This is a genomic window from Nonomuraea antimicrobica (assembly GCF_039536965.1).
Classification (GTDB): Bacteria; Actinomycetota; Actinomycetes; order Streptosporangiales; family Streptosporangiaceae; genus Nonomuraea; species Nonomuraea antimicrobica.
In genome coordinates this window covers 1-22,366 of the sequence record NZ_BAAAZP010000196.1, presented here as the reverse complement: position 1 = coordinate 22,366, position 22,366 = coordinate 1, and the positions used below count along the sequence as shown (strand labels likewise).

Below are 22,366 nucleotides of genomic sequence, written 5' to 3'. Positions count from 1 at the left end.
ATCCTGTGGGGGCTGTGGTCTGCGGTGCGGTCTAGGGTGGTCTTTCCCGATCATTTCCGATGGATCATGATGCTCTGGAGGTGCCTGGCGTGGTGATCCGGATTGGTAGGGGGTATGCGGTTGTGGGTTGCGTTGCGTGGGGAGTGTCGCGTGGGTGATGGCGGTGGGTGCGCATAATGCCGTGGGTTTTCGCACTTCCGGTGGTGTGCGTCCGGCGCCGCTTACGCGATACCGGAAAACCGGACGTTTCTGATGGACGTTCTGGCGTCCGGGCCATGGTTGTCCGCGGTCGCCGACTCTTGGTGAGGATGGATGTGCGATTGGCCACTCCTTGGTTCCGTGGCTCGGATATCGTGACCACGCTGCGTGAGCAGATCAGGACGGACGACTGCGCTCGGGCTTTGCCCGCCCCCGTCAAGGAGGATGTGTGAGCTCGCTGCCGACGCGCATGGAGAACCGCTGGGAGAAGCGGCGAACGCTGATGCTGCCGCCCGGGCAGGGGCGGCTCTACTGGCACGTCCTGCTCGGCGACGATGCGCAGGCGCGGGACATCGTTCAGGAGGCCCAGGGGCGGCTGGCCGGTCTGCCGGGGCTCGATCTGGTGCCGCAGGAGTTCATCCATCTGACCATGTTCGTCGCGGGCTACTCGCATGAGACCACCGACCACCAGGTGAACGTGATGGCCGAGGAGGTGGCGGGGCAGCTCGCGAGGGTCGAGCCCATCACGGTCACGTTGGGACGCGTGCTCTACCACCCTGAGGCGATCGTGCTGGAGGCGCGGCCGGCCGAGCGGTTGCGGCCCCTGCTGGAGGCGGTGAAGTTCGCCACGCGGGCGGCGACGGGGCGCGACGGGGTGCTCGCCCACGACGTGTGGATCCCGCATGTCACGGTGGCCTACAGCAGCGCGGACGGTCCGGCGGCCCCCATCATCGAGGCGCTGGGCGAGCAGCTTCCCGAGCGCGAGGTGACCATCCGCAGCATCCACATCGTCAACCAGGACGGCCCAGAGACGGTCTGGGACTGGCGCACGCTGGCGGAGGTCCGGCTGGGCGAGTCGTGAAACGGCGGCGTGACGTGGTGCGGCCCTGGGCAGCGTGACGTCCGAAGGCCCCCGGTGTGCGTGCCGGCCCCTGGCCCGGATCCCGGAGCGGCTCTACCGGCCCGACGGCGACCTCGAGCGCGCCCGCTGAGCGCACTACAGCAGGACCAGCCACGTACGGTGGCCGCAGACGCGTTCGATCTCCGGCCGGGAGAGCCAGTCCGCGCGGGTGCACTCCGACCCGGCGGGCGGACGCGTCGGACCACCGGGTCCCGGCACCGCCGCCCGGAACATCGCCATGTAGGTCAACGCCGGATACGGGTAGTCCGCGGGCGGCGGCTCCAGCAGCTCGATGCGCTGCCAGGCGAAGATCGACAGGGCGGTGGACGGCAGGCGCAGCCCGGTCTCCTCGTACAGCTCCCGCGCCGCCGCCTCCGCCGCCCCCTCACCCGGCTCCAGGTGGCCGCCGGGGAGGTCCCAGCCGCGCCCGGCGCGGTCGACGCACGTCATCAGCGTCCGGCCGGCCCCGTCGGACACGAACGCGAACGCCGATGTGGTGCGGTCGGCGGGTGGGAGGGTCTCGGAGCGGATCACGTCGAGGCGGTGCGCCACCGGGATCCAGGGCACGGTCTTGGTCGCCACCACTTCATGCGTCATTGCGCCACTGTCGTGCCCGCACGAAACCGGTGTCAAAGGGGCTGGGCCGGTCAGACGCCCTGGCGCATGGCCCGGTTGCCCAGGTAGAGGCCGATGGCGGCGACGACGCAGGCGGCGGCGGTGCCGTACAGGACCGAGGGGTTGCCCAGATCGCCGGAGAAGAGGGCGCGCTGCGCGTTCACGATGTACGTGACCGGGTTGACCTGCCCGAGCACCCGCAGCCACCCAGGAGCGGTCTCCAGCGGGAGCAGCACCCCCGACAGCAGCAGCAACGGGAACATGATCGACTGGCTCACGACGTAGAACAGGGTGCCGCCGGGAGCCGACCTGATGGCCAGCACGAAGGAGAACGCCCCCAGCCCCACGCTGAAGAGCACGAGCTGGGCCAGCCCCGCCAGGACCCCGGCCACGTGCAGCTCGAAGCCGAGCGGCAGCGCCAGCACGATGATCAGCACCGCCTGTACGAGGAGGGTGAGCATGGCCTTCATGCTCTTGCCGACCAGCATCGCGGTCCGGTTGACGGGGGTGACCATCAGGCGCTCCATCGCGCCCCCGATCAGCTCGACCAGCAGCGTGTAGCCCGCGCTCATGGGCCCGGTCAGGCACATCATGACCAGGATCCCCGGCACGAACCACTGCCAGGACGAGCCGACCGCCCCGCCCAGCAGCGAGCCGAACAGGAAGAGGAACAGCAGCGGCTGCCCCATGTCGAAGATCAACCCGGTCGGGTTGCGCAGGCTGGGCCTGAACTCGCGGGAGAAGATGGTGATGGTGTCACGCAGGAATGTCGTCATCGGTGAGGCTTCTCCCGGTGAGGGTGAGGAACACGTCGTCGAGTGTGGGACGGATGGTCTCGGCGGTGGTGACCTTGATGCCGGCGGCGTCGAGGGTGCGCAGGTAGTCGGGCAGCGCGGCGGCGGCCTTGGCGACCCGCAGACGGACGGTGGTGCCGTCGGCGGTGCCGCCGCCGATCCCGGCGGCCGTCCCGGCCTCCTCCGCGGTGCTGGTGGTGATCGTGATGTGGTCGCCGGCCAGGTCGTTCTTGAGCTGTTCCGCGGTGCCGTCGGCGATGATGCGGCCGCCGTCGATGATCACCACCCGTTCGGCCATGTTGTCGGCCTCCTCCAGGTAGTGGGTGGTCAGGAACAACGTCGTCCCGTACGTCTCGCGCAGCCGCAGGATGTGCTGCCAGATGTCGGCGCGGCTCCTGGGGTCGAGGCCGGTGGAGGGCTCGTCGAGGAAGAGCAGGTCGGGGCGGTGGACGAGGCCGAGGGCGATGTCGAGGCGGCGGCGCTGGCCGCCTGACAGTGTGCCGGGCACCCGTTTGGCCAGCGACGTGAGATCGAGCAGGTCGAGCAGCTCGTCGGCGCGGGTGGCGGCCTCTCTTGGGTGCAGCCCGTAGCAGCGGCCCTGGGTGACCAGTTCGTCGCGGACGAGTTGGTCCTCGCCCGCGCCGTTGCGCTGGCCGACGTAGCCGATGCGGGCGCGTACGGCCCCCGGCTCGCGGGTCACGTCGTGACCGGCCACCAAGGCGGTGCCGGAGGTGGGGGGCAGGAGGGTGGTGAGCATGCGCAGGCTGGTGGACTTGCCCGCGCCGTTCGGGCCCAGGAACGCCACGAGCTGCCCGGCCTCCACGTCGAGGTCGATGCCTTTTACGGCCGTTACGGTCTCCTTCTTCATCGTGAAAACTCGGGTCAGTCCCCGGGTGTGGATCATGGTCGGTCTCCTCCGGGCATGGCGAAGAAACCCCTGGTCGGGGGCGCTTTTGAGGATCGGTCCAGTTTGGGCAGGCCGAAGGGGGTTTGGCAAACGCGAACATTAGGTACACATAACGCTCTGACCTGGGGAAACGACGTGCTGGGCGGCCTTCGCACGTGACGAATTTCCGGGCCCTGACCTGCGGCTTCTTCCTGCGTCCCCAAGATTTCCGAGCGCGGCTCTGCGAGCATCCCGGCCATGTGCGAACGAGTGGTTCTCGTGAACGGTCTTCCCGGGTCCGGCAAGACCACACTGGCGCGGGCGCTGGGGCGGCAGCTCGGTTGGCCCGTCTTCAGCAAGGACGATCTCGAGGAGACGCCGGCCGACGTGCTCGAACGTCCCGGGGAGCTGGACGGGCGCGAGTGGAGCAGGCGACTGGGGACGGCGGCGGGCGAGAGCATGTGGACGCTGCTCGCCTCCGCCGGGCGCGGTGCGGTGCTGGAGAGCCCCTGGCCGGCACCACTGCGGCCGGTCGTGCTGGCCGGGCTCGCACGAGCGGGGGTGCGGGCGGGGCCCGGCGTGCGCGAGATCTGGTGCGACGTACCGGTCGAGCCGGCCAGACGGCGGTACGAGGCGCGCGTGCGGCACGCCGTGCACCACGACGGCGAGGTCGGCGACGAACGGTGGGCGGAGTGGGCGGCGGTGGCGCGGCCGTTGGGGCTTGGGCCGGTCTATTGGATTGACGCCGCTAAAGAGGTGGATATTCGTGGACTTGCGGAATTGTGTGCCGCTCCGCAATGATCTCGGGCGTGAAACGTCTCTTGTTATTTGCGGTAATTGCTACGGTCGGTATGACCGGGGTCGCGCAGGCGGCCGATGGAGTGCCGGGCGTCGACGTCAGTAACTGGACGGGCGACATCGACTGGCAAAGCGTGGCCACGGGCGGCGCCAAGTTCGCGTTCGTGCAGGCCACCGAGGGTACGGACTACCGAAATCCCCGTTTCGAGGCCCAGCATGGCGGCGCCGCAGCGGCCGGTCTCATCCGCAGCGCATATCACTTTGCGCAACCGCACGAATCCGGCGGGGCAGCGCAGGCCGACTATTTCCTGCAGAACGGCGGCAACTGGGTAAGCGACGGCCAGACGCTTCCGGGAGTGCTCGATATCGAGGACAACCCGTACCAGGATAGGAACGGAAAGAACCACTGTTATGGCCTGTCCGCCGAGGACATGGTCACCTGGCTCAAGGACTTCACCGCCAAGTACCGCGAGGCGACCGGCCGGCACGCGATCATCTACACCACCACGAGCTGGTGGCAGACCTGTACGGGGAACTCCGACAAGTTCAAGTCGAACCCCCTGTGGCTGGCCCGCTGGGGCAGCGACCCTGGCGAGCTGCCCAAGAGCTGGAAGAAGCACACGTTCTGGCAGTCGGCCGACAAGGGGCCGCTGGTCGGGGGCCAGAACTCGTTCAACGGCTCGCAGTCGCAGCTTGAGTCGCTGGCCAACCCGCCCGCGGAGGTGAGGGTGTCGGGGCAGGCCAAGAGCAGGAAGACGTACACGGTCACGATCTCCAACACGGGGCCGCATCCGGTCAAGGACGTCAAGGTGTCGGGGCGGACGTTCGGCGGGCAGCGGGTGGTGAAGGCGCCGGGGTGCACGTTCAGCGGGACGGCGGTGCGGTGCCGGATCGACGAGTTGCCGCGCGGGCAGAAGGTGACGTTCACGATCACCACCAAGCCCGCGAAGTCGAAGGGGACGGTGGGTGTGTACGTGACCGTCGGCTCGGTGAAGCTTACTCTCAAAGCAGGATAAAACGGGACAAAGCGGTATGCGTGGGGATAGGGCAGGATGAATCCCATGGCGCGAGCTTTGGGGGGATGTGTGAGATGAAGCGGCGGTTGGCGGTGACGGGGGCGGCGCTGCTCCTGCTGACCGCCACGGCCTCGGTGCCGCTGAGCCTGCCGGTGCCGCCGTTGACCGTGCGGCTCGCGTACGAGATCGAGCAGCGGCAGATCGTCTACTCGTGGGGCGGCGGTCACGGCGAGGATCCTGGGCCGTCCATGGGGACCTGCCGGGGTTACCGGGGCCAGATCAAGCCCTGCCCGGCCGCCACGACGCTCGGGCTCGACTGCTCGGGCTTCGCGCGATGGGTGTACGCGATGGCGCACGGGGAGGACGTGCTGGGGCCGGGGAACACCGACGACCAGGTGAGGAAGATGCGCCGCGTCTCCGCCGCCCGGCCCGGTGACCTGGTGTTCTTCGGCCAGATCGGGAAGCGGGCCGTCAAGACCCACCACGTCGGCATCTATCTGGGCGGCGGGAAGATGATGAACGCGCCCTACACCGGGTCCATCGTGCGGATCGACGACATCCGCGACAGGGCCGACCTCGCGGGGTTCTACCGGTACTGAGCAGGCATTTCGCGCGGGTGCCGAATGAGTCTTTCGGTATTGGGGCTGGCTGTGGGGGTGGATTCGTACCGATTTGGTATGCGTGTAACGCGTGTGGCGTGGCGAAAATGAGAGACCCCACGGCTAATCTGTGCCGCTATGGAAAGGCGATGGGTGGGGCTCGACGGCTACGACGTCGTGGGTGCCGTGCGGGCCGGGCGGCAAGTGCTGCGGGTGCGCAGAAACGGGCGGGTCGTCGCCGACTGCACCTCCGTCTCGGAGGTGGCCAGGCACGTCGATCTGGCCGACCTGTGCGAGGTGGTCGAGCTCCCGGTGTGGCGGGCGACAAGATCGCCCGCGGAGGCCAGAACGAGTTCGCATCATCGCTGAGTGCCGTGTATGGTTACACCTGTCCGCAGCGCCGGGCAGGCCCCTATAGCTCAGTCGGCAGAGCGTCTCCATGGTAAGGAGAAGGTCAACGGTTCGATTCCGTTTGGGGGCTCGCACAATTGAGGTGAAAACGCCCGGTCCAAGGATTTCTTGGAGCCGGGCGTTCGTCATTCCTGGCCAGGGTCGGGCCGCAGTGTCGGGGGCGAGGTTCCGGGGTTGAGGCTCCGGGGCCGGGGCCGGGGTGAGGGCTGAGGTCGGGGACAGGGCTGAGGCCATGGCTGAGGTCGGGGCTGAGGTCGGTGGCGTGACGGGTTCGCCGGGCGTGCGGTCTGCTGCTACGCTGATCATCCTCGCGCGCGGGGGTGGCAGACGGGGCTGCCGCTTTTTGATTTCGGTTGTCGGGGGTTCCTGAGGCATACTGGGAGCACCCCACCTGATCGGGTGAGTTACGAATGTGCTCGCCACGTCGGGTATCCTCTACGGGCCGGGTCGTTCCGGCTCAAAGGCGGAGTAGCTCAGTCAGGCAGAGCAAACGGCTCATAATCGTTGTGTCGCCGGTTCAAGTCCGGCCTCCGCTACTGCCCAATCCCAGGTCGACCGGCCTGGGTACGGGCGTGTCCATGTCCCGAACGTAGAAAGGCACTCCCAAGTGGCTGCCACCGACGTTAGGCCGAAGATCACGCTGGCCTGCCAGGAGTGCAAGCACCGCAACTACATCACGCGGAAGAACCGGCGCAACGACCCGGATCGGCTTGAGCTGAAGAAGTACTGCCCCAACTGCCGCTGCCACCGCGCGCACCGCGAGACCCGCTAGGTTCTCCGGGCAGGGCTTCTGCCCCATAACCTTCATAACGCGCAACCGGCGTCCCCGACAGGGCGCCGGTTTCGTCGTGTCTGCACACCCTGCACGCCCTTTCCCAATGGCCCCCGAGGTGGCCCGGCTGCTCCCGTGACTGCCCAGGCCGCCACGGCTGCGCCTGCGGTGGCCGGTTGCTTCCGGGGCTGCCCTGCGCACGGCTACCGCGTCTGTCCGGGCTGCCCGCGTCTGTCCGCGCTGGCATGTTTGCTGCGGGTCTTGCCGGGGTCCGGGAGTCCTGCTGTGGTCGGCCCGGCTCCCGTTCGGAGCGGGGGTTCTGTGTTGGCTGGGAGGCTTCTGCCGGGGTCGGCTTGTTCGCCGGCAAAGAGCAGCCCATGAACGGCGACAGCCGAACCTTGTTCTGTTAGCGTCGGCGTCATCAGCGCTGGGACGGAGACAGGCGAGGGAGCAGCGATGGCCTTGAACCGCGACTTCGTGGGCAGAACCTATCCCCCGAGTGCCCCATACGAGGTCAGCCGGGTGAAGATCAGGGAGTTCGCCGCCGCGATCGGCGACCACAATCCGCTCTACCGCGACAGGGAGGCCGCCCAGGCCGCCGGGCACCCCGACGTGATCGCGCCGCCCACGTTCCCCATCGTGTTCAGCCTGCAGAGCGGCGGTGAGGCGCTGGTGGACCCCGACCTGGGGCTGAACCTCGCCATGGTGGTCCACGGCGAGCAGCGTTTCGAGTACGTACGCCCCATCCACGCGGGCGACGAACTGGTGATGACGTCCACGATCACCGACATCCGCACCGCCGGACACAACGAGCTGCTGACGGTCAGGAGCGACGTGAACACGGTCGACGGTGAGCCGGTGTGCGTCACGTACAACACGATCGTCGAGCGCGGAGGGGCGGGCTGAGATGGGCGCCAAGGTACGGTACGACGAGGTCGAGGTCGGGCACGAGATCCCGGCCGTGGACTACAACGTGCGCAGGGCCAACCTGGTGATGTACGCGGGGGCCTCCGGCGACTTCAACCAGATCCACTGGAACGAGCGCTTCGCCAAGATGGTCGGGCTGCCCGACGTGATCGCGCACGGCATGTACACGATGGCGCAGGCGGGGCGGTTCGTCACCGACTGGGTGGGGGACCCGGGCGCGGTGGTCGACTTCGGGGTGCGGTTCTCGTCGATGGTGGTCGTACCGGACGATGACCGGGGGGCCATGGTGTCGGTCAGCGGCGTGGTGGAGGAGAAGCTGGAGGACAAGCGGGTGGTCATCGGGCTCACCGCCAGGTCGGGCGAGGCGCGGGTGCTGTCGAAGGCACGGGCGGTGGTGCAGCTCTCCTGATCGTCCGTGGTCGAAGGGCGTGGCGGTCGTCCTGGGCGGTTCCGGGGGGCCGGGTCGCTCCGATCGCGGGCCTGGTGATATAAGGGGCGGGTCTCGGGTAGCGCGTCTCCGTATGAGTGAAGCTGCGCGACTGGTCTGGCCGACGGTTCGATCGATTCCCGTTTCCGCCGTGACCGACGGCAAGCCGCCCGGACGGCTGCGCCCCGCGCGCCCGGACCCGGCGGCCGGTTCCGGTACCGGACGCGACCCGGTGGGCGGCACGCCGATCACCTCCGCGAGCCAAGAGGCCCCACATGGGCAGGGGGCGCGGCGGGAGGCCGGAGCCGGGCGGGAGGGCCGGGCTCAAAGGGCCGGGCGGGAGGGCCGGGCTGAAGGGGCCGGGCGGCGGGCCGGGGCGGCGACCGGGGTGGGCACGGCGGGTTCCCGGCCCCACGGCGTGCACCCCAGGCTCAACCCGGCCGCGGACCTGGGCATCTTCGGCGGCCCCGGCCAGCACGGCGACCCGGGTGACGGCATGTTGCACGCCCAGCGCACCTGGGACGCCACCCTGGCCACCAACCGCCTCGACGTGCAGGGCGTGAACATCGAGCGGCTGCGCCTGGAGACCAAGGACGTCACCGCCAGCGTGAGCCTGCTCGTGGACGGCTGGCCCGACGACCTCAGGAGGTGCCTGCGGTCGGTGATCGAGCACACGGCCGCCCGGGTGCTCGCCCTCGACCTGGGCAATGTGGACGGCGCCGGAGACGTCCTGCGCGAGCTGGCAGGACGCCACCCCGACCGGATCGTCGAATGGCACGTGACGGAGCGCCCGCACTGGCGTGGCGGCACCGCGACCTGGGGTGAGAGCCGTACGAAGCTGCTGCAGCTCGACGAGGCCGAGGTGCACGTGCTGATGGAGACGAACGTCGTGCTGGGCGCCGACGCGCTGACCCCGCTGATCGCGGCGGTCGTGGAGGGCGCGGTGGCGGCCGGATGGAAGGGCGTGGAGCCGGCGGACGGCGGCGACCGGCCGGAGTGGGAGCGGGCGGGGCCCGGCCGGGTGCGGGCGCTGACCGGGGAGCTGATCGCCGTACGCAGGGCGCAGGCCCTGAGCGCGTTGCCCGCGGACGCCCACTACGGCCGCTACGCCGACCTGGAGCTCTCCCTGGCCCTGCCCGGCGAGCTGGTCGTGCCCAGCGAGCTGCTGCCCGTCACCCTCCTCGGACGGCACGAGATCGCCCCCGACTACCTGGACCGGGAGTCCCGTCGCAACTACGACGGGGTGCTGCGGATGCTGCGCGCCTCATAAGCTTGTTGCTCATGGAGATGCTCGCGCCGCACACCACGCTGCGCCTGGGCGGCCCCGCTCGCGAATTCGCGGAGGCCACCTCGGCGGAGCAGCTCGTTTCGCTGATCGCCGAGGCCGACAGGAGCGCCGTCCCCACGCTGGTGCTCGGTGGGGGCAGCAACGTGGTGGTGTCCGACGAGGGGTTCGACGGGCTGGTCATCAAGGTCGCCACCGAGGGCGTGGCCGTCTCGCGCGACGGCGAGCAGGTCGTCGTGACGGTCGAGGCGGGCGAAGACTGGGACCAGCTGGTGGCCCGCGCGGTGGCCGAGGGCTGGTCGGGCATCGAGTGCCTGTCCGGCGTGCCGGGGCTGGTGGGCTCGACGCCCATCCAGAACGTCGGGGCCTACGGGCAGGAGGTCGCCCAGACGATCAGGTGCGTGCGCGCCTACGACCGGCGCACCCGGCACGTGGTGGACCTGGAGGCACGGCAGTGCGGCTTCTCCTACCGCGACAGCGTCTTCAAGCGTGACCTGGCCCGCTACGTGGTGCTGGCGGTCACGTACGCGCTCGACCTGTCCGAGCTGTCCGGCCCGGTGGTCTACGACGAGCTGGCCCGCAGGCTGGGCGCGGAGGCGGGCGGCCGGGTGCCGCTCGACCGGGCCCGCGAGGCCGTGCTGGGGGTGCGGCGCGGCAAGGGCATGGTGCTCGACCCGGCAGACCCCGACACCCGCAGCGCGGGGTCGTTCTTCACCAACCCGGTGCTCACCGCGCGGGAGGCGGAGGAGCTGGCCGTGCGCGCTCCCGGGCACCCGCGCTGGGATCTGCCCGGCGGGCTGGTCAAGGTGCCCGCCGCGTGGCTGATCGAGCAGGCCGGCTACCCGAAGGGCTACGAGCTCGGCCCCGTACGCATCTCCACCAAGCACACGCTCGCCCTCACCAATCCCACCGAGCGCGCCACCACGGAAGACCTGCTGGCCCTGGCCAGGGAGGTGCGTGCCGGCGTACGCGAGAAGTTCGGGGTCACGCTGGTCAACGAGCCGGTGATGGTGGGCTGCACCCTCGGGGAATAGACGGTCTCTTGGGGCTGTTATGGTGTTTCGGTAATTCCGAAGGGGAGTAGTCCCAATCGCGTGATCGACACACTGGCGCGTGCTCGCGCCCGGTCACGCGGGCCTGATACGGGCGGACGAGACCTTCGGCCTGGCAGTCATGGACAAAGACGCTGCCGGGCCGAAGCCGTGCCCGAAAATTCTCCCCGGGTACCTTCTTCCGGCCCGGTCGCGCGGAAGAGGAGCGTTGGAAGCTTTCTGGATCAGTCTGGGCGTCATCTTCGTCGCCGAGCTGGGCGACAAGAGCCAGTTGATGGCGATGACGTTCGCTACCCGTTTCAAGATGTGGCCCGTGCTCGCGGGCATCACGATCGCCACGACCGCCGTTCACCTGGTGAGCGTGCTCGTGGGCGGGTTGATCGGTGACGCGCTGCCGACGACGGCCATCTCGGTGGTGGCGGGGTTGGCCTTCCTCGGGTTCGCTCTGTGGACGCTGCGCGGCGACGAGTTGAGCGACGAGGAGGCGAGCAAGGCCGGGCGCACCACCAGGAACGCCGTGATCGCGGTGACGGCGGCGTTCTTCCTGAGCGAGCTGGGCGACAAGACCATGCTGGCCACCATCACCCTGGCCACGCAGCACGACTGGGTGGGCACCTGGATCGGGTCCACGGTGGGCATGGTGGCGGCGGACGCGCTGGCCATCCTGGTCGGCCGGCTGCTGGGCAAGCACCTGCCCGAGAAGGTTATCCGGTACGGCGCGTCCGCCGCCTTCGCGATCTTCGGAATCGTGCTGCTGGTCGAGGCGATCCTCTGAGTCCCCTGGAGAACGAGGTTCAGGACAGCAGGGACAGGCGGTGAGCGGCGGCGGCGGCCTCGCCGCGCGTGGTGACCCCGAGCTTGGCCAGGATGTTGGACACGTGCACGCTCACGGTCTTCGCTGAGATGAACAGCTCGGCCGCGATGTCCCGGTTGGTACGCCCCTGGGTCACCAGCCGCAGCACCTCCAGCTCCCGCGGCGTGAGCAGCTCCGACGGCTGGTGCGCCGCCTGCGTGCCGCCCACCCGGCGGCACAGGACCTCGATCTCCGCCACCAGCGGCGTCGCGCGCAGCGCCGTGGCCAGCGGCAGCGCCACCTCCAGGCGGGTCGCCGCGCCCTCCCGATCGCCGGCGCGGGCGGCCACCCCGGCCGCCCGCAGCAGGGCCTTGGACCGGTTGTGCGGGCGGTTGAGCCGCTCCCAGGCCGCCGCCGCGGCGTCGAAGTCACGCGAGTACGTCAGCCGGTACGCCTCCACCACCGGCCCGGTGACCGACAGCTCGGCGGCCACCTCGGCCGCGTGCGCCCGGACCGCGGCGGACCGCTCGGGCTCGGTGTCCTGGGCGGCGTCGCAGACCGTGGGCAGCAGCGACAGCAGCCGCCAGCCCAGCATGGCCTTGCTGGACTGCTTGGGGTGCGAGAGCACGCGTTCGGCCTCGCACAGCGCGGCGGCCGGCTCGCCCTTGGTCAGGTGCCAGCCGATGAGCAGGCGGGCGTTGCTGATGATGTCCTGGACGAACTCCTCCGCGCGGTCCTTGAACACGCCGATCTCCGACAGGATGCTCTCCACGAGCTGCATCTCGCCCCTGGCCAGGGCGATGTCGGCGCGCACGCGCAGCAGGGCGTACCGGGTGCGCAGTGAGGGGCCGTGGCTGAGCGCGCTCTCGACGATGTCGATGGCCTCGTCCCAGCGGCCCATCGCCTCCAGCACCTCGGACCAGTTGTTCAGGATGAACAGGCCGCTGCCGCGCAGCCGGCCGTACTTCTTGGCGATCCGCCAGCCGTCCTCCGCCAGGCTCAGTGCCTCCTCCGCGCGGCCCATGTCGAGCAGCACGTCGACGTTGTTGGCCATCGCCCGGGTGATGATGCGGGCCGAGCCCTCCTCCCGCCCGATCTCCAGCGCCTCTTCGTTGACGGTGATCACGGCGTCGAGCTGCCCGTCGAGTGAGTGGCCGAGCGCCAGGTTCATCAGCAGGTCGCCTTCGAGGCAGCGGTCGCCGTGCTCCCTGGTCCAGCGCAGGCCCTCGGCGATGAGCTGACCGGCCTGCTCGATCTCGCCCCGCAGCATGAGGTGCCGGCTCAGCGGCGTGATGACCTCGGCCCAGTCGAGGGTGCCCGCGGGGACGAGCCGCAGCGCGTGCCTGAGGTCGTCGATGACGCCGGGCTGGCCCTTGGAGTTCTTGACCGCCGCCCAGCGCACGATGAGCTGCGACACCCGGGCCGGCTCGCGGGTCTCGTCCAGATCGGACAGCGCGGCCTTGACGAACTTGGCGCCCTTGTCCACGTCGCCGCCCGCGTAGGCCGCCTCGGATGCGCGTTCCAGCACGGCGGTGTGGTCGGCGCCGATCAGCTCGGCCGCGTCGTGCACGCGGTCCCAGAGCATGAGCACGCGTTCGAGCAGCGGGACGGCCTCGGTGTAGGCGTACGCCTTGAACGACTTCCGCGCCGCCTCCCACGCGGAGGTCAGGGCCCAGCGGTCGTCGCGGGCGCCGTACCAGTGGTGGGCCAGCTCGACGGCCGCACGGCCGGGCGGGACGAGGCCGCGGTCCTTGGAGATCTCCTGGGCGAACCTGGCGTGCAGGCGCTGGTGCTCGCCCGGCAGCAGCTCGTCGTGGACGGCCTCGCGGATCAGGGAGTGGCGGAAGACGTAGGCGCGGCTGTCGGCGATCTGCAGCACGTTGCCGGCGATGGCGGGGCGCAGCGCCGTCTCCAGTTCGACGTCGGACAGGCCGCTCACGGCGGCCAGCAGCGCGTGGCCGACCCGGTTGCCGCCCGCGGCGGCCACGCGCAGCACGCGCTGGGTCTCCTCGGGCAGGCGCTCGACGGAGCTGAGGATGAGGTCCTGCATCGACTCGGGGAACGAGCCGTCGTCGCCGCTCTCCAGCATGGCCTCGACGAAGAGGGGGATGCCCTCGCTGCGCTCGTAGACCTTCTCGACCTTGGCGTATTCCGGGATCCTGCCGAGGATCGCGGTCATCTGCTGCCCGACCTCGTCTCTCGACAGGCGGGGCAGGTCGAGCCGGTGCACGCCGTGGACCCGGCCCAGCTCGGCCAGCACCGGCCGGAGCGGATGCTGGCGGTGCAGGTCGTCCGATCGGTACGTCATCACGATCAGGACCTGTGGGATCTGCAGGTTGCGGCTGAGGAAGGCGATGAGGTCGCGGCTGGACCTGTCGGCCCAGTGGATGTCCTCGATGACCAGGACGGTGGGGCGGTGCTCCGCCAGGCGTTCGAGCAGGGTGAGGAACTGCTCGAAGAGCCGGGCGCGGCCGGTGTCGGTCTCGCCGTCGCTGTTGGGCTCGCCGAACTCGGGAAGCAGCCGCGCGAGGTCGCGGGCGGCGCCGTCGGGCAGCAGCCCCGCCACGGCGGCCGGGCCCTGCTCTCTGACGAGCTGCCGGAGCGCGGCGGTGAACGGCGCGTACGCCAGGCCCTCGGTGGACAGCTCGACGCAGCCGCCGAACAGCACATGGGCGCCGTCGGCCACGCAGCGGTCGGCGAAGCGCTGAACCAGCCGGGTCTTGCCGACCCCGGCCTCGCCTCCCAGCAGGACGGCCGTCACCGTGCCCTTCCGGGCCTCGTCGAAGCTCTCGGTCAGAGCCGCGAGCTCCTCTTCCCGCCCGACGAAGACGGGACTGACAGATCGTCCCCGCATATCATCCAGCATGTCATGCCCCATCTGGTGCTTTCGACGGCTTTTATGGGGGTGTGTCGAGGCGGCCTCGCGGGTGCACCGGGGCGGCTGCACAGGGGTGCCGAGGTGGTTCTACGGGGGCACCGAGGCCCGGCCACGAGGGAGGTGGCCGGGCTCTCGTAGGGTGGTCATGCGGAACGGCGCTTGCCGAAGACCGAGCGGCGCTCGGCCTTGTTGTGGCGCTGGGCCTCGCGTACGCGCCGGTGCTCGGCGGCGGCCCTGCGCAGCTCGCTCGCGTTGTTCTTCATGAGCTCGTACTCAATGTCGGGATGCATGGGGTTTCTCCCTGTGATCTCTGATATTTCGTGCTACTTCCTGACACCTTTAAGGTTCGTGCTAAGGCCCGGCCCGGCACATCGGGCGCATGCCCTATCTACGGCCCGCCGGTGGCCCCCGGCATACCTACGTACGCGGGCCCGAGTGCCCTAAGGTGGTCCGGTTTGGAGGTGGAGGGGCTGGTCGGCGATGCTGTCTAGGTGTCAACTGTGACTACCTCGCTCGCCGACGTCGGTTCGTCCGGCGCGACGCTGCGAGCATTCCTGCACGGCCTGCCCGGTGTCGACCGGGTCGGCGCGGACCAGCGGGCGGCGATGCTGGGCACCCGTTCGATCAAGACAACGGCGAAGGCGCACGCCATCGACCTGGCCATCTCCATGGTCGACCTGACCACCCTGGAAGGGGCCGACACGGCCGGCAAGGTGCGGGCCATGTGCGCCAAGGCCGTGCGCCCCGGCGGCGACGCGCCCTCGGTGGCGGCCGTCTGCGTCTATCCCGACCTGGTCGCGGTGGCGGCCGACGAGCTGAGGGGCACGGGCGTCAAGGTCGCCTCGGTGGCCACCGGGTTCCCCAGCGGCCGCACCTCGCTCGAGGTCAAGGTGAGCGACACGGCGCTGGCGGTGGCGGCGGGCGCCGACGAGATCGACATGGTGATCGACCGGGGCGCGTTCCTGTCCGGCGACTACCTGAAGGTCTACGAGCAGATCGTCGCGGTGAAGGCGGCCTGCGGGGCGGCCCACCTGAAGGTGATCCTGGAGACCGGCGAGCTGTCCACCTACGACAACGTGCGGCGGGCGTCCTGGCTGGCGATGCTGGCCGGCGCCGACTTCATCAAGACCTCGACCGGCAAGGTCTCTCCGGCCGCCACGCCGCCGGTGACGCTGATCATGCTGGAGGCGGTGCGGGACTTCCGCGACGCGACCGGCCGTCAGGTGGGCGTGAAGCCGGCGGGCGGCATCCGTACGACGAAAGACGCGATCAAGAACCTGGTGCTGGTCAACGAGAGCGCCGGCGACGACTGGCTGACCCCCGAGTGGTTCCGGCTGGGCGCCTCCTCGCTGCTCAACGACCTGCTGATGCAGCGCCAGAAGCTGGCCACCGGCCGGTACGCGGGCCCCGACTACTTCACCCTGGACTAGCCGATGTTCGAATACGCACCCGCACCCGAGTCGCGCGACGTCGTCGACCTGAGTCCCTCCTACGGCCTGTTCATCAACGGCGAGTTCGTCGACGGTTCCGGCCCCTCGTTCAAGACCGTCAACCCGGCCACCGAGGAGACGCTGGCGGAGATCGCCACGGCCTCCTCCGACGACGTCGACCGGGCCGTGCAGGCGGCGCGCAAGGCGTTCGGCGTCTGGAGCGCGCTGCCGGGCGCCGAGCGCGCGAAATACCTGTTCCGCATCGCGCGCATCATCCAGGAGCGGGCCAGGGAGCTGGCGGTGCTCGAGTCGCTCGACAACGGCAAGCCCATCCGGGAGTCGCGCGACGTCGATCTGCCGCTGGTGGCGGCGCACTTCTTCTACTACGCGGGCTGGGCCGACAAGCTGGAGCACGCCGGGTTCGGGACGAAACCGCTGGGGGTCGCCGGGCAGGTGATCCCGTGGAACTTCCCGCTGCTCATGCTGGCCTGGAAGATCGCTCCGGCGCTGGCCTGCGGCAACACGGTGGTGCTCAAGCCGGCCGAGACCACGCCGCTGACGGCACTGCTGTTCGCCGACATCTGCCGCCAGGCCGACCTGCCGCCTGGCGTGGTCAACATCGTCACCGGCGCCGGCGAGACCGGCGCGGCCGTCGTGGCCCACCCCGACGTCGACAAGGTGGCCTTCACCGGCTCCACCGAGGTCGGCCGGATCATCGCCAGGAGCGTGGCGGGCACCGGCAAGAAGCTGACGCTGGAGCTGGGCGGCAAGGCCGCGAACATCGTGTTCGACGACGCCGCCATCGACCAGGCCGTCGAGGGCGTCGTCAACGGCATCTTCTTCAACCAGGGGCACGTCTGCTGCGCGGGCTCGCGGCTGCTGGTGCAGGAGTCGGTCCAGGAGGAGCTGCTGGCCGCGCTCAAGCGCCGGCTGGGCACGCTGCGCCTGGGCGACCCGCTGGACAAGAACACCGACATCGGCGCGATCAACTCGGCCGAGCAACTCGCCAAGATCCGGCGGCTGAGCGACCTCGGCGAGGCGGAGGGGGCCGAGCGCTGGTCGCCCGCCTGCGAGCTGCCGGCCAAGGGGTTCTGGTTCCCGCCGACGCTGTTCACCGGGGTGGCGCAGTCGCACAGCATCGCCAGGGAGGAGATCTTCGGGCCGGTGCTGTCGGTGCTGACCTTCCGCACCCCGGCCGAGGCCGTGGAGAAGGCCAACAACACGCCGTACGGGCTCTCCGCGGGCGTGTGGACCGAGAAGGGCTCGCGCATCCTGTGGATGGCCGACCGGCTCAGGGCCGGGGTGGTGTGGGCCAACACCTTCAACAAGTTCGACCCCGCCTCGCCCTTCGGCGGCTACAAGGAGTCCGGCTACGGGCGCGAGGGCGGACGGCACGGGCTGGGGGCCTACCTTGACGTGTGAGCACCGCCGCGCCCGTCGCGGGAAGCGGCGCGCGCAGGCCACGAGAGGGCACGCCTTCGCCAGGGCCGGCCGGCCCGTACGCACCGGCTGGTTCGCCCACCGCTGCGGCGTCAGCCGGTGCGGCCAGGTCTTCGTGCCGGTCGAGATGTCGCAGGAGTCCACGTGGAGAGGGCGGGGCGATGAGTAGGTTGTCCGTCAGAAAGACCTACAAGCTGTACATCGGAGGGGCGTTCCCGCGCTCTGAGAGTGGGAGGTCCTACCCCGTGACCTCGGCCAAGGGCGACTTCCTCGCCAACGCCTCACGGGCCTCGCGCAAGGACGCCCGTGACGCGGTGGTGGCCGCGCGCAAGGCGTTCCCCGGCTGGTCGGGTGCCACCCCGTACAACAGGGGGCAGATCCTCTACCGCGTCGCCGAGATGCTGGAGGGACGGCGCGGCCAGTTCGCGGAAGAGCTGGGCGGCGGCAAGCGGGCCGCGCTGGAGCGGGTGGACGCGACGGTCGACCGGCTGGTCTGGTACGCGGGCTGGTCCGACAAGATCGCCTCGGTGCACGGGGCGGCCAACCCGGTGGCCGGACCGTACTTCAACCTGTCGACGCCCGAGCCGACCGGCGTGGTGGCCGTGGTGGCGCCCGCCGATCCGCTGCTCGGGCTGGTGTCGGTGGTGGCCCCGGTGATCGTGACCGGCAACGCCTGCGTCGTGGTGGCCTCCGAGCCCGCGCCGCTGGCCGCGATCACTCTGGCGGAGGTGCTGGCCACCTCCGACCTGCCCGGCGGGGTCGTGAACATCCTCACCGGACGCCAGGACGAGCTGGCGCCGTGGCTGGCGGCGCACATGGACGTCAACGCCGTCGACCTGACCGGCGTCCAGGACGCCGATCTGGCGCTGCGGTGCGAGCAGGCGGCGGCGGAGAACCTCAAGCGCGTGCTGCGGCCCTCCGACGACGACTGGACGGCCGATCCTGGCACCGGCCGCATGACCGCCTTCCTGGAGACCAAGACCGTCTGGCACCCGGTCGGCATCTGAGCACCCGAGTCCGGGGCCGCGCACCCGACCGGCGAGCGGGGCCCCGGACGCCCTGGTCTCTCAGAACGAGAAGCCGGGCGGCCTGAGCGGCGGGTGGGCGGCCTGGAGCTGGGCGGCCAGGCCCAGCAGGTGCGGTTCGCCGCCCGGCGGGGCGACGATCTGCACGCCGATGGGCAGCCCGCCGGAGTGGGTCGCCAGCGGGACGGTGACGGCGGGCCAGCCGCACATGTTCCAGGGGGCGGTGGCGGGGGCGTACCTGACGTTGGTCCCCGCGTTGCGCAGGAAGCCGCGCTCGCCCCAGCGCTCGGCCCTGGGCGGGATGGCGGCCAGTGCGGGCGTGATGAGGGCGTCGGCGTCGCCGAACCACTGGTCGGCGCCGTAGCCGCGCCAGCGCTCCCGGCCGCGTACGCCGTCCAGCCCGAGAGCCCCGAGCACCCGGCCCGCCCTGGCCAGCGCCCGCGTACGGCGTTCGAGACGGCCGCGGTCGAGCCCTTCGACCGACTCGGCGGCCCTGGCCAGCCAGCACGCGACAGAGGCCGGGCCCAGCCAGGCGGGCAGACGGCGGCCGTGCTCGACCACCGTGTGCCCGGCCACCCGCAACGTCTCGGCCGCCCCGCGCACGGCGGCCCTGAACTCCCCGTCCACCCGCAGCCCAGGGGGCAGCGGCTGCGGCGCGTATGCCACCCGCAGGTCGAACGGCTCGGGGCCGTCGGGCGGCGGCTGCGGCTCCCACACCTGGTCGTCGTCCGCCCAGACCGAGCGGAGCAGGCGCGGAGGGGGTTCGACCCGCCGCCCGCCCCGCCACGCCTCGGCCAGCGCCGGGTCCCCGGCCAGCACGGACAGCGCGAGCGACAGATCGGCGGCGGTCCTCGCCAGCGGGCCGTTCTCGGTGAGGCGCTCCCAGTCGTTCGCGGGCGCGGGCACCAGCCCGGTGCCGGGCTTGATGGCCAGCACGCCGCAGCAGGCGGCCGGGATGCGCAGTGAGCCCATGCCGTCGTTGCCGAGCGCGATCGGCACCATGCCCGCCGCCACGGCCGCCGCGCTGCCCGCCGAGGAGCCACCGGCGGTGCGGGAGAGGTTCCACGGGTTGCGGACGATCCCGTACGGGCTGTCGCCGAACGCCACGAGCCCCAGCTCCGGCAGGTTGGTCAGGCCCACCACCACGGCCCCGGCCGCGCGCAGCCGCGCCACCGTCACGTGGTCCTCGGGCGCGGGCGTGTCAGGGGTGGCCGCGGACCCGCCGCGGGTGGCCTCCCCGGCCACCTCCACGTTGTCCTTTACCGCCACCGGCACCCCGGCCAGCGGCAGCTCCGCCAGGTCGCCCCGCTTCTCCAGCAGCCGCGCCTCGTCCAGGGCCTGCTCCCTGACCAGCCGGAACGCCCCCACCCCCGGATCCCGCTCGGAGATGACGCGGAGGTGCTCCTCGACGACGGTCGTGGCCTTGACCTCTCCGTTCCTGACGGCCGTCGCGATCTCGACGGCGGATCTGCCTGCCCACAACATGACTAGAGTGTGCAGCTTTTCACGCATCGTGGCGAGGCTCGGCTGCCAGTCTCGATAGGGTCGCTCCACGTGAACGGACCTTCGCTTGCCCTCCGTCAGCGCTCCCTGGGCGACCCCTCGGCCGACTTCCCTCTGTTCCCGCCGCTGACGCGGGGATGCCCCAAGACCAGCACCGCCGAGCTCGCCTATCCACTGGAGGTGGTCTACGACTACGCGAAGGTCGACCGTGGCCTCTTCGCCCAGCACCCGGGCCCCGACCTCGCGCGCTGGTCGCCGCTGCTGCCGCCGCTCGACGCGCCCACGCTGGGGGAGGGCGGCACGCCGCTGGTCGAGTTCGGCGAGGTGCACATCAAGGACGAGTCGCGCAACCCCACCTGGTCGCACAAAGACCGGCTCAACCGCGTCGCCGTCAGCGCGGCCGTCGCCTGCGGGGCGCCGGGCGTGGTCGTCGCCTCCTCCGGCAACCACGGGGCCTCTGCCGCCGCGTACGCGGCCCGCGCCGGGCTGCCCGCGATCGTCCTGACCTCCGCCGCCTCGCCGCCCGCCGCGCAGGCGTTCGTGCGGGCGTACGGGGCCAAGGTCGTGTCCGTGCCCGTCGAGGCGCGCTGGCCGCTGCTGCGCGAGGTCGTCGAGCGGCTGGGCTACCACCCGGTCAGCAACCAGACCGTGACGCACACCGGGCACCCGTTCGGGGCCGAGGGCTACAAGACGATCGCGTACGAGCTGTTCCTGCAGCTCGGAGAGGTGCCCGCGGCGGTCTTCACGCCCACCGGCTACGCCGAGCTGCTCTACGGCGTGTGGAAGGGGTTCACCGAGCTGCGGCTGCTCGGGCTGACGGAGAAGGCGCCGCGCATGTTCTCCTGCGAGACGGCCGCCGGTGGGCCGCACGCCAAGGCGCTGGCCGCGGGCGTGCCCGCCACGGTCGTCGACCTGGGGCCCACCGACGCGTACGGCCTGGCCGGCTCGGCCGGTGGGTATCGGGGCGTGGTGGCCGTACGCGACAGCGGTGGCGAGGCGATGCTCCTCACCGACGAGGAGATGCGCCGGGCCCAGCACGACCTGGCCAGGCAAGGGCTGTGGCAGGAGCTGTCGGGGGCGGCCGGGCTGGCCGGATACCGGCGGCTGCGCCGTGACTTCGACGGCCCGGTCGTCTGTGTGGCCACCTCCAGCGGGTTCAAGGACGCGGGGCTCGGGGGCGGGCGGCACCCCGTCATCGAGAACCCGACCCTCGACGACCTCATCCGCTGATCCGGGCGCGCGACCTCCAGTCGACGGGGGTCGCCCGCGATCACTTCGTCCGGCGGGTCGGCGGGGCCGTCAGCGGGTCCTCCGGCCACGGGTGCTTGGGGTAGCGTCCGCGCATCTCCGCCCGTACGTGGCGGTATCCGTCACGCCAGAACGACGCCAGGTCCGCCGTGACCGCCAGCGGGCGGCCCGCGGGGGACAGCAGGTGCACCAGCACCGGCACGCCCGCGATCGTCGGCGTCTCCTGCTCGCCGAACAGCTCCTGCAGCTTCACCGCCAGCACCGGCTGCTCGCCCGAGTAGTCCACGCGGATCGCCGAGCCGCTGGGGACCTCGATGCGTTCGGGGGCGGTGCGCTCAAGGCGTTCGCTCCACGGGATCAGGCGTCTCAGCGCGGCGGCCACGTCGATGCGTTCCACGTCGGCGCGGCGGCGGGCCCTGGACAGCTCGGGCTCCAGCCACTGGTCGGCCAGGTCGATGAGGGCGTCCATCGAGGGCCAGGGCGCGCCGATCGCGCGGTGGCAGAAGGCCAGGCGGTCGCGCAGGTCGTTGGCCTGTTTCGTCCAGGTCAGGAGGTCTTCGGCGCGCAGGCCGGACAGGATGGCGGGGCGGACGTCGGCGTCCTTGAGCGGGGTGGCGGACAGCTCGATCGCGCCGAGGCGCTCGACCCTGCGGGCGAAGACGTCGCCGCGGCGCTCGCCCGGGGGGACGCGCCAGGTGATCTCGTCCTCGACCGTCGTGCCGGTCGCCAGGCGGGCCGTGGCCTCGTCAATGACGACCGCCTGCCGGACGCGGGCCGAGGCCGAGCCGGTGGGGCGGTCGGCGATCGCGACGGCCAGCCATTCGGCGGTGCCGAGCTTGGAGCCCTCGGGGAGCTGGGCCTGGGTGCCGGAGGCCATGAGGTATCCGGCACCGCGCCTGCGCGCCACCCGCTCGGGAAACGCCAGCGCGACCGCCGTCCCGGCCAGCTCGTCATCGGATCGGCGGCTCGGGGCGGTGCCAGTGGCTCTCCGGGGGGCTGCTCCGGTCGTGTGGCTCGCTCCGGTGGTCGCGGCTTCTGTCGCGGTGCGGCGCAGGCGGGCGGCCTCCTGACGCCAGCGGGTGGCGAAGGGGGTGCCGCCGCGACGGGCCGCGCGCCAGACCTCCACGAGGTCGTCCGGTACGTCGCGGGGGAGCTGTTCCGACAGCAGGGCCACCACCTCGGCGGCCTCGGGCCCGAGGTCGAGCAGGACGCGGGCGAGGCGGGGGTGCACACCGGCCACCACCATCCGCCGCCCTCGCTCGGTCACCCGCACGGGTGTCGGCTGGGCGAGGGCCGGGGAGTGGGTGAGGGCGCCGAGCGCTTGCAGCGTGCGGGTGGCGGCGGCCAGCGCGGCGGGCGGCGGCGAAG

Annotated in this window: 23 protein-coding genes and 2 tRNA genes; 18 read left to right on the top strand and 7 right to left on the bottom strand. The window is 71.1% G+C overall.

Features of this window, described 5'->3' with window-relative positions:
• The first annotated feature begins 427 nt into the window (after positions 1-427).
• The gene (locus ABD844_RS43980; protein WP_344892788.1) at positions 428-1,060 is read left to right on the top strand and encodes a 2'-5' RNA ligase family protein; all 633 of its coding nucleotides are present in this window, start codon (positions 428-430) and stop codon (positions 1,058-1,060) included.
• Between the two features lie 135 nt (positions 1,061-1,195).
• Here the strand turns inward: ABD844_RS43980 and ABD844_RS43975 are convergent, their stop codons facing one another.
• The 3 genes from ABD844_RS43975 to ABD844_RS43965 are packed head-to-tail and all read right to left on the bottom strand — an operon-like array spanning position 1,196 to position 3,412.
• Complete coding sequence (locus ABD844_RS43975) at positions 1,196-1,696, bottom strand: NUDIX domain-containing protein (protein ID WP_344892785.1); 501 nt, start codon at positions 1,694-1,696, stop codon at positions 1,196-1,198.
• 50 nt (positions 1,697-1,746) lie between these two features.
• A complete protein-coding gene (locus ABD844_RS43970) occupies positions 1,747-2,490 on the bottom strand; it encodes an ABC transporter permease (RefSeq protein ID WP_344892782.1) in 744 nt (247 codons plus the stop codon).
• The gene (locus ABD844_RS43965) at positions 2,471-3,412 is read right to left on the bottom strand and encodes an ATP-binding cassette domain-containing protein (protein WP_344892779.1); all 942 of its coding nucleotides are present in this window, start codon (positions 3,410-3,412) and stop codon (positions 2,471-2,473) included. Before ABD844_RS43965 ends, ABD844_RS43970 begins: the two co-directional genes overlap by 20 nt.
• A gap of 261 nt (positions 3,413-3,673) precedes the next feature.
• Here ABD844_RS43965 and ABD844_RS43960 point away from each other — a divergent pair, with 261 nt between their 5' ends.
• The 12 genes from ABD844_RS43960 (at position 3,674) to ABD844_RS43905 (ending at position 11,456) form a co-directional block, all read left to right on the top strand.
• Positions 3,674-4,195 (top strand): P-loop nucleotide/nucleoside kinase family protein, encoded by a 522-nt coding sequence (locus ABD844_RS43960; RefSeq protein WP_344892776.1) that lies wholly within the window; start codon positions 3,674-3,676, stop codon positions 4,193-4,195.
• Positions 4,192-5,208, top strand: a complete 1,017-nt coding sequence (locus tag ABD844_RS43955) for a GH25 family lysozyme (protein WP_344892773.1) — start codon at positions 4,192-4,194, stop codon at positions 5,206-5,208. Before ABD844_RS43960 ends, ABD844_RS43955 begins: the two co-directional genes overlap by 4 nt.
• A 74-nt stretch (positions 5,209-5,282) precedes the next feature.
• Positions 5,283-5,807: a C40 family peptidase gene (locus tag ABD844_RS43950; RefSeq protein WP_344892770.1), complete on the top strand. Its 525-nt coding sequence runs from the start codon at positions 5,283-5,285 to the stop codon at positions 5,805-5,807.
• Between the two features lie 138 nt (positions 5,808-5,945).
• A complete protein-coding gene (locus tag ABD844_RS43945) occupies positions 5,946-6,176 on the top strand; it encodes a transposase (RefSeq protein ID WP_344892767.1) in 231 nt (76 codons plus the stop codon).
• A gap of 39 nt (positions 6,177-6,215) precedes the next feature.
• Positions 6,216-6,288, top strand: a tRNA-Thr gene (locus ABD844_RS43940).
• 392 nt (positions 6,289-6,680) lie between these two features.
• Positions 6,681-6,754 (top strand) — tRNA-Met (locus ABD844_RS43935).
• A 71-nt stretch (positions 6,755-6,825) separates the two neighbouring features.
• A complete protein-coding gene (gene rpmG, locus ABD844_RS43930; RefSeq protein ID WP_019632658.1) occupies positions 6,826-6,990 on the top strand; it encodes a 50S ribosomal protein L33 in 165 nt (54 codons plus the stop codon).
• A 456-nt stretch (positions 6,991-7,446) separates the two neighbouring features.
• Positions 7,447-7,896 (top strand): MaoC family dehydratase N-terminal domain-containing protein, encoded by a 450-nt coding sequence (locus tag ABD844_RS43925; RefSeq protein ID WP_344892763.1) that lies wholly within the window; start codon positions 7,447-7,449, stop codon positions 7,894-7,896.
• 1 nt (position 7,897) lies between these two features.
• A complete protein-coding gene (locus ABD844_RS43920) occupies positions 7,898-8,326 on the top strand; it encodes a MaoC family dehydratase (RefSeq protein ID WP_344892760.1) in 429 nt (142 codons plus the stop codon).
• 169 nt (positions 8,327-8,495) lie between these two features.
• Positions 8,496-9,614 carry a hypothetical protein gene (locus tag ABD844_RS43915; RefSeq protein WP_344892757.1) on the top strand — a complete coding sequence of 373 codons (1,119 nt, stop codon included), beginning with the start codon at positions 8,496-8,498 and terminating at the stop codon, positions 9,612-9,614.
• 11 nt (positions 9,615-9,625) lie between these two features.
• Positions 9,626-10,663 (top strand): UDP-N-acetylmuramate dehydrogenase, encoded by a 1,038-nt coding sequence (locus ABD844_RS43910; RefSeq protein ID WP_344892754.1) that lies wholly within the window; start codon positions 9,626-9,628, stop codon positions 10,661-10,663.
• A gap of 226 nt (positions 10,664-10,889) precedes the next feature.
• Positions 10,890-11,456: a TMEM165/GDT1 family protein gene (locus ABD844_RS43905; RefSeq protein ID WP_344892751.1), complete on the top strand. Its 567-nt coding sequence runs from the start codon at positions 10,890-10,892 to the stop codon at positions 11,454-11,456.
• A 19-nt stretch (positions 11,457-11,475) separates the two neighbouring features.
• On the opposite strand, the gene ABD844_RS43900 is transcribed toward ABD844_RS43905, so the two are convergent.
• Both ABD844_RS43900 and ABD844_RS43895 read right to left on the bottom strand, forming a co-directional pair.
• A complete protein-coding gene (locus ABD844_RS43900) occupies positions 11,476-14,328 on the bottom strand; it encodes an ATP-binding protein (protein ID WP_344892748.1) in 2,853 nt (950 codons plus the stop codon).
• Positions 14,329-14,495: 167 nt separating this feature from the next.
• Positions 14,496-14,642 carry a hypothetical protein gene (locus ABD844_RS43895; protein ID WP_344892745.1) on the bottom strand — a complete coding sequence of 49 codons (147 nt, stop codon included), beginning with the start codon at positions 14,640-14,642 and terminating at the stop codon, positions 14,496-14,498.
• 210 nt (positions 14,643-14,852) lie between these two features.
• Between ABD844_RS43895 and deoC the strand changes: the two genes are divergently transcribed.
• Genes deoC through ABD844_RS43875 form a run of 4 tightly spaced genes read left to right on the top strand, consistent with a single transcriptional unit; the run spans position 14,853 to position 18,229 of the window.
• Positions 14,853-15,782 carry a deoxyribose-phosphate aldolase gene (gene deoC / locus ABD844_RS43890; protein ID WP_344892742.1) on the top strand — a complete coding sequence of 310 codons (930 nt, stop codon included), beginning with the start codon at positions 14,853-14,855 and terminating at the stop codon, positions 15,780-15,782.
• Between the two features lie 3 nt (positions 15,783-15,785).
• Entirely contained in the window at positions 15,786-17,204 is a 1,419-nt protein-coding gene (locus ABD844_RS43885; RefSeq protein ID WP_344892739.1) for an aldehyde dehydrogenase family protein, read from the top strand.
• Positions 17,194-17,391, top strand: coding sequence for a hypothetical protein (locus ABD844_RS43880; protein WP_344892736.1), 198 nt, complete (start codon positions 17,194-17,196; stop codon positions 17,389-17,391). Before ABD844_RS43885 ends, ABD844_RS43880 begins: the two co-directional genes overlap by 11 nt.
• Complete coding sequence (locus ABD844_RS43875; RefSeq protein ID WP_344892733.1) at positions 17,384-18,229, top strand: aldehyde dehydrogenase family protein; 846 nt, start codon at positions 17,384-17,386, stop codon at positions 18,227-18,229. Before ABD844_RS43880 ends, ABD844_RS43875 begins: the two co-directional genes overlap by 8 nt.
• A 60-nt stretch (positions 18,230-18,289) precedes the next feature.
• On the opposite strand, the gene ABD844_RS43870 is transcribed toward ABD844_RS43875, so the two are convergent.
• Positions 18,290-19,759, bottom strand: a complete 1,470-nt coding sequence (locus ABD844_RS43870; protein WP_344892730.1) for an amidase — start codon at positions 19,757-19,759, stop codon at positions 18,290-18,292.
• A gap of 42 nt (positions 19,760-19,801) precedes the next feature.
• On the opposite strand from ABD844_RS43870, the gene ABD844_RS43865 reads away from it, so the two are divergent.
• Positions 19,802-20,980, top strand: coding sequence for a threonine synthase (locus tag ABD844_RS43865; RefSeq protein WP_344892727.1), 1,179 nt, complete (start codon positions 19,802-19,804; stop codon positions 20,978-20,980).
• A gap of 40 nt (positions 20,981-21,020) precedes the next feature.
• Here ABD844_RS43865 and ABD844_RS43860 read toward each other — a convergent pair.
• A partial coding sequence (locus tag ABD844_RS43860; RefSeq protein WP_344892724.1) for an ATP-dependent helicase C-terminal domain-containing protein occupies positions 21,021-22,366 on the bottom strand: 1,346 nt, incomplete at its 5' end.

What these genes read in the sequence shown, in the direction of transcription:
- ABD844_RS43900 (WP_344892748.1), bottom strand. Translation starts at nt 14,328, where the DNA reads ATGCGGGGACGATCTGTCAGTCCCGTCTTCGTCGGGCGGGAAGAGGAG.
- ABD844_RS43955 (WP_344892773.1), top strand. Translation starts at nt 4,192, where the DNA reads ATGATCTCGGGCGTGAAACGTCTCTTGTTATTTGCGGTAATTGCTACG.
- ABD844_RS43975 (WP_344892785.1), bottom strand. Translation starts at nt 1,696, where the DNA reads ATGACGCATGAAGTGGTGGCGACCAAGACCGTGCCCTGGATCCCGGTG.
- ABD844_RS43965 (WP_344892779.1), bottom strand. Translation starts at nt 3,412, where the DNA reads ATGATCCACACCCGGGGACTGACCCGAGTTTTCACGATGAAGAAGGAG.
- ABD844_RS43945 (WP_344892767.1), top strand. Translation starts at nt 5,946, where the DNA reads ATGGAAAGGCGATGGGTGGGGCTCGACGGCTACGACGTCGTGGGTGCC.
- ABD844_RS43870 (WP_344892730.1), bottom strand. Translation starts at nt 19,759, where the DNA reads ATGCGTGAAAAGCTGCACACTCTAGTCATGTTGTGGGCAGGCAGATCC.
- ABD844_RS43910 (WP_344892754.1), top strand. Translation starts at nt 9,626, where the DNA reads ATGGAGATGCTCGCGCCGCACACCACGCTGCGCCTGGGCGGCCCCGCT.
- ABD844_RS43925 (WP_344892763.1), top strand. Translation starts at nt 7,447, where the DNA reads ATGGCCTTGAACCGCGACTTCGTGGGCAGAACCTATCCCCCGAGTGCC.
- ABD844_RS43875 (WP_344892733.1), top strand. Translation starts at nt 17,384, where the DNA reads ATGAGTAGGTTGTCCGTCAGAAAGACCTACAAGCTGTACATCGGAGGG.
- ABD844_RS43895 (WP_344892745.1), bottom strand. Translation starts at nt 14,642, where the DNA reads ATGCATCCCGACATTGAGTACGAGCTCATGAAGAACAACGCGAGCGAG.
- ABD844_RS43920 (WP_344892760.1), top strand. Translation starts at nt 7,898, where the DNA reads ATGGGCGCCAAGGTACGGTACGACGAGGTCGAGGTCGGGCACGAGATC.
- ABD844_RS43950 (WP_344892770.1), top strand. Translation starts at nt 5,283, where the DNA reads ATGAAGCGGCGGTTGGCGGTGACGGGGGCGGCGCTGCTCCTGCTGACC.
- ABD844_RS43970 (WP_344892782.1), bottom strand. Translation starts at nt 2,490, where the DNA reads ATGACGACATTCCTGCGTGACACCATCACCATCTTCTCCCGCGAGTTC.
- ABD844_RS43885 (WP_344892739.1), top strand. Translation starts at nt 15,786, where the DNA reads ATGTTCGAATACGCACCCGCACCCGAGTCGCGCGACGTCGTCGACCTG.